This is a genomic window from Bacillus fungorum (assembly GCF_002746455.1).
Lineage (GTDB): Bacteria > Bacillota > Bacilli > Bacillales > Bacillaceae_G > Bacillus_A > Bacillus_A fungorum.
Genome location: NZ_NWUW01000052.1, coordinates 1 through 12,502, shown reverse-complemented (window position 1 = coordinate 12,502; position 12,502 = coordinate 1). Strand labels below are relative to the sequence as shown.

Sequence of the window (12,502 nt, the reverse complement as noted above, 5' to 3'; positions counted from 1 at the left end):
TTGTATATACATTGAAAAAACTATTACATCAAACATCTCAATATCAAATCCTTGATGCTGCAGCGAAAGAAGGTATCTACCCTCTTATTGCACAACATATACCAAAAGAGAGAAATAGTGACCGTGAGCAAGCTGTCTTTAATTTCGGTTTACATTATTCTATGTACTCTCTACATAACATTAAGAAGCTGTTTAAAAATATACATGCACTACTGAAGCAGAAGTTTGCGGTACCAGTGACGGAAGAGTCTTATCACCGTAATTATCTAAAATACCAGGAAGAAACGTTATTTAGAAAATATGCATATGATCAGGGAGTAAATCTCCATGCGTATATCGCTTTAGAAATTGAAATGCGTGAAAAATTAAAAGTACGTGGCCATAAAGACCGTACTATCCCAAGTGATATGCGTGAATGGTTTATCGAGGCAATTGATAAGCTACCGCAAGAGCAGCTGCGTGTGATTGAGCTACCAAAACAGTTTCATTTACTAGAGTTTATGCGTACCTTCGAACGTTTAGTACGTGCTGGTGTAACAATAACAGCTCCAGATCAGGTGCTAACCGCAATGGAAATAAAATAATAGCAACTAGCTCTCTATTTTTGAAAAAAACAAAAGTGGAGGGCTATTCGTGTTTGTCTGATTAGTAACACCTTCTTACTACTCTATTTATAAATACCAAATCGAAAGAACTTCATGTAAAATGGAGTCTTTTTTTATGCACTTCTATACAAATTTGATTCTATCAATACATAACTCTCCACATAATACTAGAGTGTATTCCTCTACTGTATGAAAACCTATCCCATAATACCTACAAAAAATCAAAAGGAAAATTATAAAAATAGTGGATATGAGGACAAATATGATTCAATGTGGATATAATCCTTCTAAAATTATTGTAATTACTAATGTTGTTATATTTATCTAATAAAAATCATCAATAATAATGTGAGTTATGTGTAAATACTGGGTAATGTTAATAAATAGCAGCCTAATCTGAATAAAATGTGGATAATTAGAAGGTTAAAATCAAATTGATCATCAAAATAAGTAAAAAAATTCCTATTTACGGGGTTGAATATATATAAGGCGTTTGGTATCAAATTCTTTCTGATTTCATGTAGAAATATAGTATTTTCTTTCTGTTTTTTTGTAGAATTAAAAGTCTAATAATCATTGAATCTACGAATACATTTTCTACTATTTATGATTTTTTAGGTTCTAACATGAAATTTTCCCTTGTGGGAGTAGATCTTTCCCCTATTTTTGATAACCTATAATAGTTTTATCTTTATTTCTTTTTTATATATAAGATATATATTTATAATAGATTTTTAATACAGCTAGTATGCTTGTTAATAAGATGTCGGACCTAATTGAAAATATTTGTAAATTCAGTTATAATAATGGTAATTAAACATATCATTACCCTCATAAAAAAGGACAAACCTACGCATCCCTACCAGGGTGAGGTTTGTCCTTTTTTCATTTTAATAAACATTTCATATTTGGAGGATTAAACATGACTGTACTTAAAGATACAACTTGCATAGAAATGAATAGCTATAACGAGATTAGACTTTTTAAAGGAGTTCCTTTTTGGAGTATTATGATAGCCCTATTTATTTTGCTTTATAAACAATAATCAACATATCCAAAATGCAAAGGGTTGTTTGTCCGTTTGCGTTTTGGATATGCCAGCAACTGTGCGTAGCAAAAGGCGGTAGCAGGTCTTTCACTTATTTTCTGTTATAATAATTCCTATGAAATTAGGTGATTATAATGAGCGAAAACATTAATTTAGAAGAAACATTAGCAGCCTTTTCTGCTTATTTAACAGAAAAAGGACGGAAACAATCCACGATTAAACGTTATGCTTACGATATTAAAGATTTTTATAAGTGGCTAAGAGCAAATGAGAAACTTCTACATATCAAATCATGGAGTGAACTTTCTGAAGCGGACTATCAGACGTATTTCTCTGAGTTAGAAGACAAGCGTAAATACTCTCAGAAAACTAGACACAGAATATGGGTAGTTTTAAAGAAGTTTCACATGTTTTTAGGTATAGTTAGTCCATTGGATGGTATTAATCTCTCTTTAATTCCGGATCAATCACTAAATGACAATGATTTTATTACCGAAGTGGAAGAAAAGCTTATAAAACAAACTGTTCTATCAACAAAGGGATTAACAGGAAGACAAGCTAAATATCGCCCTCTTATTATGGATAGAAACGTTTGTATTATAAATTTAGTAGTAAACTATGGGTTGTCCTTGCAAGAGCTTATATCGCTTAATATGAGCCATATACAGTTTGCTAGAAATACCTTAATGGTACCTGGGGAAAATGGAGCAACTAGGTCTGTCTCTTTAACTATGGAAGATACGCAGCAACTTTACAAATATTACACGACTATTCCAGAACCTGTAAGGCCTCGACATCACACAGATAATCCCCTATTTGTGGCATTTGATTTTAATCGAGGTACGTATCGTTGGGTGTACGAAAAGGATGCGCCAAAAGCTTTGTCTGAAGTTGCTATACAAAAGATGATCCGACTTGAAGTGAAACGAGCGGAGTTAAATAGGCGTATTTCTGCACAGCAGATGAGAAACACTTTTATTCTCCGTCTTATAAAGCAAGGAGTAACTGAAAAAGATTTGGTAAGTAGGATGGGGTTCAAAACTAAAATATCTTTAAAAAGATATTATCAATATCTGAATTCAATTTAAAAGAGATAAAAACAACAAACAAAAAGGCGTATTCACAAATGAATTACGCCTTTTTATTATTTTACTTTTCTTCTACTGTTTTCATATCTATTGTACTAATTACACTTTGATTATCTTTATTTAATTCATCAAAAAGTTCTTCTTTATTCTCTTCTATGTACTTCATAAGCTCCTTAAATTCCATTATAAACTCCTCTTCCCTTTTATAAATTGCTCTAATTCACAAACAGACAAGATCTCAATTTGCAAAAATCTTTTAAGAGCATTCCAAAACTCTCCGTGGCTATATAATGATATCTGAAGAGTGTTTTCCCACATATCAATTCCAATCTTATTATATAGAGAGCTATCTTTACTGAGACACGCTGTATCGATTATAAATGAAGGAGGCTCTTGTATAATATTTTGATGAGTCTCGAGTAAAGGAACCCAATTAATTGGAGTATGTGAGTGCATAAGATTTTCTAAGCATTTTCTTAACATATTATTATCTCCAATACAATGTACTTCACCCGTGTCTGTATCAATGATTATTTTTTCGTTTGTATGTACTTCTCTGATATAAAAAGGTACTTGCTCAGCATATTGTGTATATATTCCCTGAAATCTTTTGATAGCTTCAGTTATAGTTCTTGCATAAAGGAAGCTTATCTTGTGTTTGACACTCCCATGGCTAAAGCCACAAGCTGACTAACGTCAGTGGGATTCTTGCTACCAAAGGCGAAGTCTAATTTCTAGTATCGCTGACGTGCAAGATTGCGGTGTGCCATCACCACTCCGTATCCAGTGCATATAGCAGATACGGCACTCGTTCTATTACCAAACGAGTCAGATTGTGAGTTCTCAAATGTGTTTTAGCGTCTTGTGCTTGACGACTCAATACATTTTACGGAGTAGAAGAATTTGTTACTCCAACCTCATATGTATTCTGTTTTCAGAGAACGAGATTGTTTTAGAGACTTTTACTTGTCTATTATGAAAATTATACCATTTCAAATACTTGATGTACAGAACATACCTTCGGTATTTTATCTGTACATCGCATTTGACCTCACTCTCATCCCACCCCTAAAGGGGGTGCTATCGCACTGTAGTGGGCTTTCCCGTTCGGAAAATCTGTAATCAAAATACGCTCCTTTCTTTATTTGCTTATTTATTTTGTAAAAGGTGTATAGGTTTAGCTGATAATGATTGTTTTGCTGCTATCCATACAACAATTGTTGTTGTTAAAACAGACAAAAGTATACCTAAAATAGACCAAGTCATATCTATTTTCATCGGCATTTGAAATAAGAATCGTAAAGTAATGCCTGAAAAAGCTAGGGCAATTCCAGCACCAACTAATCCAGCTGATAGTGAGATAATCGTGTTTTCTAATAAGATGGACTTCATCAAATTACTAGAAGACATACCAACTGTTTTCATAATAGCAACATCTCGTGTCTGTTGCAGTAAGCGAATGACAACTTGATTTCCAATTGTAAGAACAGCTGTTAAAAATGCGAACAATGCTACAATTGAGAAGAAAGCACTTTGCATTTGAATGATATACTGAAGACTATCGATGGCTGTAGCAGCAATCGAATATGCCATTGCTGAACTAGGAAGTTTTTCATTTAATTCTGTTAATATAGCATTTGTTTTTTTAGGATCACTATCTAAGGAATAAGTAATTCGGCTTGGTTTTCCATATGTAGCTAATGTTTCAGTTGGAATACGGATGCCAACGGTTTTAACTACACCAGATTTAAAGAAACCTATAATTTCGCAGTTTACTAATTCATTTCCAATTTGAATGTCAACTGTATCTCCAATTTTCACGCCTAATTTCTTATAGCTGTCCAAAAGAATTGCTTTTTTCCCCTTTGCATCCGATAGAGCTAAATCACGCCCTTCAGATATCATATAGGCTCTAGAGTCAAGAGATGTATCTACCCCTTCTATTGAAATTTTAGTTGAGCTAAAAAATTTATCATCTTTTATATTTTTCATGAATATAGATGCTGCTTCCACCCCGTTAATATTTTGGAGTCTTCCATCTAATTGATACCCTTTTTTCCATCCTTTTATGTCCTTAATAGAGTGTAATTGCTTTTCGACGTTCCCTTCATCATGAATAGAACTTGTAATAAGAAGATTTCCCATTGCCTCTTTTTCCAATTGTCCTTGAACTGATTCAATTAAATTGTCTGCAAATACATGACTAGAGACAACAGAAACAACACCAATAGTTAAGGTAACTGCTAATAAACCATTTCGTTTACTTGTAGTAGCCATGTTGTGTAAAGCAAGAAAGAGACTTTGTGGCATTATGTTTTTCATGGCGCCAATTAATTTGAATAATAAAGAATATATAAATCCTATAAAACGGACAAAAGTAAAAATAAACAATAGAACTGCAGTTGTAAGTAAAAAGGCAAGAAACCACTTAAAGACTGCGTTTCCATTTGTATTTGCTGTGAAGGCTATATTGTAAACATAAATAGAAAGAATGCCACAAGTAAATATAAAAAGTTGAAATTTCTTTTTAAATGGTAAAGTATAATTCACACTTGTGTTTTCAGTATCACGTAACATTTGAAGTGGTGATACACGCATTCCACTTTTTACTGGTATCCAAGAAGCTAAGAAGGTTACAATTAATCCCACAAGAATTGTTGTGAAAATTACAGACCATGAAATCCCCCAATGTAGCGGTAGTGAAAGCACGTCTGCTAGATAGGAAGTCAGCCAAACGCTAGCTAATAAGCCGAGTACAATCCCACCAACTGTTCCGAGAATCGCTAGCCATAATGCTTCTAATAGAAAATATCGAATAATATATTTAGTTTTCATTCCTACTGACTTCATAACAGCAATATCATGCGTACGTGAAGCAATAATAACTTTCATTGTGTTAGAAGTAGTAATAGCAGCAATTCCAAGAGCTAATATACTGAAAAGTTGAAGAAATGGTAACAACATCCGTAAATCTTTCTGTTTCTCTAGCTCTTTATCCTGCACGTCTATTACACTACTTTGTGGTAATTGCTTTTGAATATTTTTTTTAAAAGAAGAGATATTAACATTTTCATTTAATAAGATTAACGCTTCATTAAATGTGCCTGCAGGTACATTTAAGAGTAGCTGTGCTTGATCTAAATGTAAATAGGCAGTTCCAAAAATCGAAGCATCACCATAGGATTCTTGGACACCTTCTACTAAACCACTAATTTTATAAGAGGTCATTGCCCCAGTAGAACGGTTAGGAATCTCTACTCGATCTCCCACTTTGACTTGCAAACGGTCAGCTGTATTTTTGGAAAGTAGTAGTTCGTCTTTGTGTAAGGTACGAATATTAGGAAACAGATTATCACCAAAGAAAGGGTAGTGATTCATTTCAATTCCCTTTACAATTAAACTTGTTGTTTTCCGAGCAGATTTGACCATGCTTTGACCTAATAAAGAAGTTGTGAGCGCTTTCTGTTCTTCTGTAGGAATTGAAGAAATAAGAGTTTCGCGATCCATCGGTTTTAAATAGGATTGGACTGACACGTCTCCCCCTAAAAGAATTTTAGAAGACTCGTGAATAGATCGCGGAACCAGCTCTACCAACATAGACATAGAAAAGAAACTAGCTACTCCTATTAAAATACTGAAAACTGTAAAAAAAGTTCTTAAACGATTGCGTGATAAACTACGTAGTGCAGATTTTAGTAGCATGATGTTATGCCACCTTCTTGTTCACCAGATTGTGTATGGTTGTTAAGAGTTTCTTGAACGAGGAGACCATCTTCAATTTTTAAAACACGATCTGAAAGTTTTGCTACATGCGTATCGTGTGTAGCGATAATAAATGTCATCTGGAGTTGATCACGTAGCTGGAAAATCAAGTCCAAAATATTTTTTCCTGTTTTTGAATCTAAGTTCCCAGTTGGTTCATCAGCAATAACAATGGCCGGATTATTTACTAGTGCACGGGCAATTGCTACACGCTGCTGTTGACCTCCGGATAGTTGGCTTGGTAAATGATGATATCGCTCTTTCATCCCAACAAGATCCAACATTTCCCTAGACTTTGTTATCATTTCTTTTTGGCTTCTTACTCCAGCGCACATAAGTGCCATCATAACATTTTCTTGAGCGGTCATTGTTGTGACTAGATTATATGATTGAAAAACAAAACCGATCTTTTTTGCACGGAAATCAGCCAGCTTTTCTTCTGACAAGGAGGTAATATCTTGTTGTTCAATTATAATACGCCCTTCGGTAGGTGTATCCAATGATCCTAATATTCCAAGTAGTGTGGATTTTCCACTTCCACTAGGACCAATAATACTAACAACCTCTCCAGAATAAAATTGAGTGCTAAGCCCTTTTAAAATTTGGATTGTTCCTGCTTCGGTTTCATAAGCTTTCTTTATTTTTTCTACTTGAAGGATGGTTTGTTTGTTTATCATCCTTTTCCCTCCCAGCCCTTTTAAATTTTAATGTAAAGACAATTATAGTTCTAATTAAAACTATAATTATTACAATAATGGCACCTTTTGCATTTCCCCATGTGAACGAGTCTAGCGATGTGAATAGATAGATGGTATATCGAAGAATGAACCAGATGGCAGTGATGACTGAACAAAAGTATATACCAGCATATGTAAGGAATGCTATTTTATAGTGTCTGTTCATCCTCTTAATTGTATCATTAAATTGCTTTCGATAATCAGGCTTGAAAAAAAAGTATCCAAGGAGACCACTTTTTACTAATTGGAAGGTTCTAGTATGCAAGTTTGCAATACCTAGAATGTCAGTAAGAACCCAAAAACCATCATATTGTAAAAATGGATATAAGTTATATAGAACTGTAATGAGTATGAATTGATTTGCTACAAAAAATTCTTGGGATCCTGAAATAAAATAGCACAACTCAAAAAATATAAATATCCATAACTCAAAGTAAATTCCGCCAAGGTCAATAACTACTCTATGCCGTCTAGGCAATCGCCAAGTATCACTTAAATCAACAAACAAAACAGGCCGCATCATATAAAGACCTATGCCGACGTCTTTAGGTTGTATCTTATATCGATAAGCAGCAACTATATGGCCAAATTCATGGATAGTCATAGAAAATAATAGCAGTAAAATTGCAATAGCAAATTTATAAACGGATCCAAATGTGTTTGATATATTTTCAGTATTAGCCTGAAAAAAATAATGTATTAGACATATACTGAAGAAAATACTAAATACAACAAATACGCCCTGGGATAATAAGAATTCGAAATACTTGGATACTTTTTTTAAGTGAGAAGCGTGGAATATTGCTATTCTAAATGTAATTGCAGAGTGATGAGATGCTTTTTTTTCGGAACCAACTAAAATCCCTTTTGGTAATAGATGTTCATTTATCAGTTCTGTTAACTCATTTATGGTAATATTGCCATCGTGGTTCTTCTGTACCATTGTACATATATCCCCTATGGATGTGGTTCCATCCATATAATTGAATAAATTTCTCAGTGATTCAGTGACTTTTAATTGTAATCCGTTATCAAATTTTATTAAATAACGAGGTCCCTCCTCCCAAACATCCATATTATAAACTTCATAAGGAATTAGCTTTGGAAAGAAGTTTTGCAATGCTGTCAAATTGATCACATCCTTTAAGAGAAAGTAACCCCACAATGGTAAAGGTATTTGTGGAGTTAAATCTTTTTATTTAATTAGTTCTAAAAAGGCAGTTTCATTTTTCTTAATATAAGTCGAAATGGTTTGATGTGAATCATTACAGTAAGGTTTATTAATGGCACCATTTCGCATTAAATTAGCATAGGCACATCCTCCACCACAAAATAGCGAGATACTACAACTACTACACTGTTTGGAGTCAGTGATATCTTGATCCCAAATAGCATGCTTATCAGCATCTAAATTGTATTCAGGAAAAAAGGAACCCACTGCAGTATCTGACTTACCTACTGCCTCAGGACAAGCGTATATTAAACCTTCTGCACCAAATGCATAGAAACGGTGTTCTCTCGCACTACATTCTTTAAAATAAGGTAAGCTATGCATGACAGTAGAGCAGGAATCAAGTTCACTTACCTTCTCCCAGTCAAAAGTACGTATGGCTTGACGGATTCTAGAAGTACGAATGTTAAGGTCTGTACCGAGTTTTGCGTTAAATTTATCCATAAATTCTTCTAAATCTCCAAAAATATTATAAATCTCGGCGAGTAATTCATGCTCTGGAAGGTGATTAGGTAGATTATCTCCGTAATGATCAGTAACAGGAGATACTTGCCAACCAAAATTAGGATAAGTATTCCAATGTTGATCTTCGATAAAGGTAGCTAATTCTTTTACATATGCAAGATTATCTTTATTTACATTAGTACGTAAGCCTACTGCGAAACCACGCTCTAACGCCAGTGAAATATTAGCAGCAATTCGATCAAATGTTCCTGTGCCACCAGCTGTAATACGTCTTTGATCATGAATATGTTTCGGTCCATCAATAGAAATTTGAAAATAATCCCAGTTCTCTTTATAAGGCTCCAGAAAATCTAAGAATTCATGCAAGAATGTACCATTTGTAATGGCGTACATACGAAAGCCGTATTCTTCTATCCCACGTTTAACAACTTGTTCAACTGTCTTTCGAGTTGTTGGAAGTAATGGTTCACCACCATATAGCATCATGCGATGGGTTGCATTCTCAAATCGACCACGTTCATTCTCCATAGACAGGATGTTATCTACTGCTTGGAACATTTTTTCTACCTCTATAGGGCTTAGAGCATGTGAGATTTTATGTATTTCATGACCTTGGTAACAATAAGGACATCGAAGGTTACACATATATGTTGTGCATACGTTGAAAGTAACCCCAGAATTACTATTTGCTAAAGATTCAGTCATTCGATCACGAATAATAGTAAGTTTATTTAATTCTTCATCACGGTCCTTAAAAAGATAGCCACGTTTTGTTAAAAATGAGAGAAGTTCTTCTAATTCAGGATAAAGAGTTAACTTTTTATTACGCTTAATATCATCTAACACTTTTTTTATGTCCGTATTAATTATATCGAGTGCACCACTTAGTGAATTGATTAGAACGTAATTTCCATCAGATAATTTATATGTTGAATTATAGGTACTTGCTATCATAGCTTAGTTCCTCTCCTTATATCAAAATCTCTTCTTTAATGCTATTTAAATATTCGAAAACCTGTTTATCTGTTTGTGGACAGTTTGGTTGATTCAAATTTCCATGAACTATAAGAGCTTCAGCAGCACACCCTCCTCCGCAAATAGGAGATGAAGCACAAGATTTACATTGTGGAATAGTAAAGGAATTGAATTGTTTCCACTTTTCCCACTTCCAATCTTGACGAGAGAATTTAGGAAAATAATCTCCAATTTTGAACTCTGATCTTCCAACTAAATCAGGACAAGCATATATATGGTTATCAGGTCCAAATACAACTCGTTTCCCTTCAGCAGATTCACAATAGACTATATTGGGAACAACCATTTCGATTTTATTTTTTAATTCTGAATCTAATTGCATAATTGGTTTAAAGAAACGATACATATCAGCTCCGAAGTTAAGGGATTTTTGTTTTTCTAATTTTTTAAAATCAGGGATATCTCTTTGTAATTTTTTTACGATTTCATAACCCTTCATTAAGTCTTCTCCTAAGCCTTTACATGTATGATCTGTGACAGGCGAAAAAGAAATTGAGAAATTTTCATTTTCAAATAACTTATTTTTTTGGTAATAGTCTACAAGAAGTGGAACATAATCAATATTCGTTTGGTCTATATTGACTCTTACAATGGTACGAATACCATGATTAAGTGAATCGCAAATACCTTTTTGAATTTGATCAAATGTACCTTGACCTCCCGTCATTATACGTCGTTGATCATGAATATTCTTCGGTCCATCAACTGTAACCATAATACTCATTCGATCACGGTAGTTTTGGAAAATCTCTACAAAAGAAGAAAGGTGATAGCCATTCGTATTGCAACCGATTTTGAAGTTACGATTAACAGCTTCTTCACAGATTTGTTTGACTATATTTTTTGTAAAAGGAAGGAGTGGTTCGCCTCCAAAAAGGTTAATCATACCGATTTTATAACCACTTTCTTTATGAAAGATGTCTATGGCTTGCATAACTGCTTGAAGTTGTTTTTCGGTTAAAGTTGTTATTTTCTCATGAAGGCTATGGCTTTCAAAACAATATGGGCAACGAAAGTTACATGTATATGTAGGGCAAATAACATACTGCATTTCATTTCCGGCGTCCACAATATTTTTAGCCTGCCATAATCTATGGTCCCGATCCTCTGTGTTCTTAAATATGTAACCTCTATCAATTAAAATTTTAGTAGCATCTTTCTCTTCGTTAGTTAAGTTTTCATAATCCTTATATCGCAATGTATCGATAAAATTAATTAAGTCATGAGAAAAAAAATCTACAGCACCAGTTAAGGTATTAATCATTAGAACTTCCTCGTTTAAAGGATATCGTAAATGATACTTGTTAATAATCATCAAATCACCCTTGTATAAATATTTTCTGTTCTTGCTAGGCAAGAACAGAAAATAATGAATTTAGTACCTAAATTTATTAAAAGATATAAGCATTTCGTGTGTTTATTTACTGTAAGTATAAATTAGATTTGGAAGCAACAATTAAAGCAGCAATTATCACAACAAATTGAGCAGTTAAAGCATTTCATTTCATCCCTGTTTTCAAGTGTTTCCATTTGATCAGCTAACTTTGTCCAAAGCTGTTCATTGTCATTAACTGAACGAATTTTAAAAGATTTATTTTCCATTTTCAAATCCCCCTCTTTTATAATTGCTAAGTTTTCATATAAAATAAAATGAAAATGGATTCTGATATAAAATAGCATTATGAAAATAAAGTGATATCCATTGAGAATTAGTTTGCTATACCAGAAATTTTCCATTATTTGGAGCCGGCTCAATAATTATAATAAATGGAATCATATGTAATTATCAACTCAATAAATCTGAATATTTCGTGACAGACTTTTCAGATGTTAAAGTATAAAAATAGTGTTATAAAACTTATAAACATTCAAAAATAAATACATAAAGAAATCCGTTCTCCCGATAGAATAATAGTAATCTGAACTATCTCCAATAGGGTTTTATATTGTTTTCTGGTTCTCCAACGTTTTGTAATGCTTAATAACATTTGTAAACCTGCTTGAAATCTTGAAAGAACCCATCATGGTATACTATGTAATCCTTTGAAATTTCTTCTACACCAATATAAGAGGCCAGATTCATCTTTAGCTAAGAATAAATCTTGATTGAAGTGAATCAATGCGTCTGCTAAATAAGTAAAGAGCGTGAGAATCGTTTCCTGCTCTCGATAAATCAAATATAGATATAACGGTATACTGCTTATATTGATGGTATTGAAGAACATTATTACATCCTGTTCCTTTGCTTTCTCTATAGTTTATTAAAAAAAGACATTGAACCAAATAGTTCAATGCCTTCTCGCCTCTTACATATTTGTATACTCAAAGTACAGTTTTTCCGGTTTACCATACATGTTAATTTCATTTTGATATATGACAGCTAATTGCTGAGACATCTCTACGCTTTCCATATAGGATAATGAAGCAGCTGCTTCTATTTTTTCTTTAATCTCATTAGGAATAATTGTGTAAGATAAACTATCCATTTTACTTCCTAATTTAGTGTCTGTGGCAGCTTCATAATAAATTTC

10 protein-coding genes and 2 pseudogenes are annotated in these 12,502 nt (G+C 33.3%); 2 read left to right on the top strand and 10 right to left on the bottom strand.

Annotated elements, in window-relative coordinates; all coding sequences use genetic code 11:
- Both CO726_RS29265 and CO726_RS29255 read left to right on the top strand, forming a co-directional pair.
- Window positions 1–584: pseudogene (locus CO726_RS29265) on the top strand (hypothetical protein); the annotation flags it as partial.
- A gap of 1,203 nt (window positions 585–1,787) precedes the next feature.
- A complete protein-coding gene (locus CO726_RS29255) occupies window positions 1,788–2,741 on the top strand; it encodes a tyrosine-type recombinase/integrase (RefSeq protein WP_099686624.1) in 954 nt (317 codons plus the stop codon).
- Window positions 2,742–2,802: 61 nt separating this feature from the next.
- Here CO726_RS29255 and CO726_RS32905 read toward each other — a convergent pair whose 3' ends face one another.
- The 10 genes and pseudogenes from CO726_RS32905 to CO726_RS29210 form a co-directional block, all read right to left on the bottom strand.
- Complete coding sequence (locus CO726_RS32905; RefSeq protein ID WP_281259863.1) at window positions 2,803–2,925, bottom strand: hypothetical protein; 123 nt, start codon at window positions 2,923–2,925, stop codon at window positions 2,803–2,805.
- On the bottom strand, window positions 2,925–3,392 hold the full coding sequence (locus CO726_RS32700) for a S1 domain-containing protein (RefSeq protein WP_099686623.1): 468 nt from the start codon (window positions 3,390–3,392) through the stop codon (window positions 2,925–2,927). The genes CO726_RS32905 and CO726_RS32700 overlap by 1 nt, the downstream gene beginning before the upstream one ends.
- 498 nt (window positions 3,393–3,890) lie before the next feature.
- The gene (locus CO726_RS29240; RefSeq protein WP_099686621.1) at window positions 3,891–6,443 is read right to left on the bottom strand and encodes an ABC transporter permease; all 2,553 of its coding nucleotides are present in this window, start codon (window positions 6,441–6,443) and stop codon (window positions 3,891–3,893) included.
- The gene (locus tag CO726_RS29235; RefSeq protein ID WP_099686620.1) at window positions 6,434–7,180 is read right to left on the bottom strand and encodes an ABC transporter ATP-binding protein; all 747 of its coding nucleotides are present in this window, start codon (window positions 7,178–7,180) and stop codon (window positions 6,434–6,436) included. The genes CO726_RS29240 and CO726_RS29235 overlap by 10 nt, the downstream gene beginning before the upstream one ends.
- Window positions 7,128–8,369, bottom strand: coding sequence for a zinc metalloprotease (locus CO726_RS29230; RefSeq protein ID WP_099686619.1), 1,242 nt, complete (start codon window positions 8,367–8,369; stop codon window positions 7,128–7,130). The genes CO726_RS29235 and CO726_RS29230 overlap by 53 nt, the downstream gene beginning before the upstream one ends.
- A 66-nt stretch (window positions 8,370–8,435) precedes the next feature.
- Complete coding sequence (locus tag CO726_RS29225; RefSeq protein ID WP_099686618.1) at window positions 8,436–9,890, bottom strand: radical SAM/SPASM domain-containing protein; 1,455 nt, start codon at window positions 9,888–9,890, stop codon at window positions 8,436–8,438.
- Window positions 9,891–9,906: 16 nt separating this feature from the next.
- Window positions 9,907–11,235: a radical SAM/SPASM domain-containing protein gene (locus CO726_RS29220; protein ID WP_245916830.1), complete on the bottom strand. Its 1,329-nt coding sequence runs from the start codon at window positions 11,233–11,235 to the stop codon at window positions 9,907–9,909.
- Window positions 11,236–11,408: 173 nt separating this feature from the next.
- The gene (locus tag CO726_RS32040) at window positions 11,409–11,573 is read right to left on the bottom strand and encodes a hypothetical protein (RefSeq protein ID WP_169513107.1); all 165 of its coding nucleotides are present in this window, start codon (window positions 11,571–11,573) and stop codon (window positions 11,409–11,411) included.
- Between the two features lie 376 nt (window positions 11,574–11,949).
- A pseudogene (locus tag CO726_RS33090) lies at window positions 11,950–12,263 on the bottom strand (hypothetical protein).
- Between the two features lie 14 nt (window positions 12,264–12,277).
- Window positions 12,278–12,502 (bottom strand): hypothetical protein (locus tag CO726_RS29210; protein WP_099686616.1); only part of this gene is annotated, 225 nt, incomplete at its 5' end.

Coding starts and splice junctions, on each gene's coding strand:
- CO726_RS29255 (WP_099686624.1), top strand. CDS start 1,788: ATGAGCGAAAACATTAATTTAGAAGAAACATTAGCAGCCTTTTCTGCT.
- CO726_RS29235 (WP_099686620.1), bottom strand. CDS start 7,180: ATGATAAACAAACAAACCATCCTTCAAGTAGAAAAAATAAAGAAAGCT.
- CO726_RS32040 (WP_169513107.1), bottom strand. CDS start 11,573: ATGGAAAATAAATCTTTTAAAATTCGTTCAGTTAATGACAATGAACAG.
- CO726_RS29240 (WP_099686621.1), bottom strand. CDS start 6,443: ATGCTACTAAAATCTGCACTACGTAGTTTATCACGCAATCGTTTAAGA.
- CO726_RS29225 (WP_099686618.1), bottom strand. CDS start 9,890: ATGATAGCAAGTACCTATAATTCAACATATAAATTATCTGATGGAAAT.
- CO726_RS32905 (WP_281259863.1), bottom strand. CDS start 2,925: ATGGAATTTAAGGAGCTTATGAAGTACATAGAAGAGAATAAAGAAGAA.
- CO726_RS29220 (WP_245916830.1), bottom strand. CDS start 11,235: ATGATTAATACCTTAACTGGTGCTGTAGATTTTTTTTCTCATGACTTA.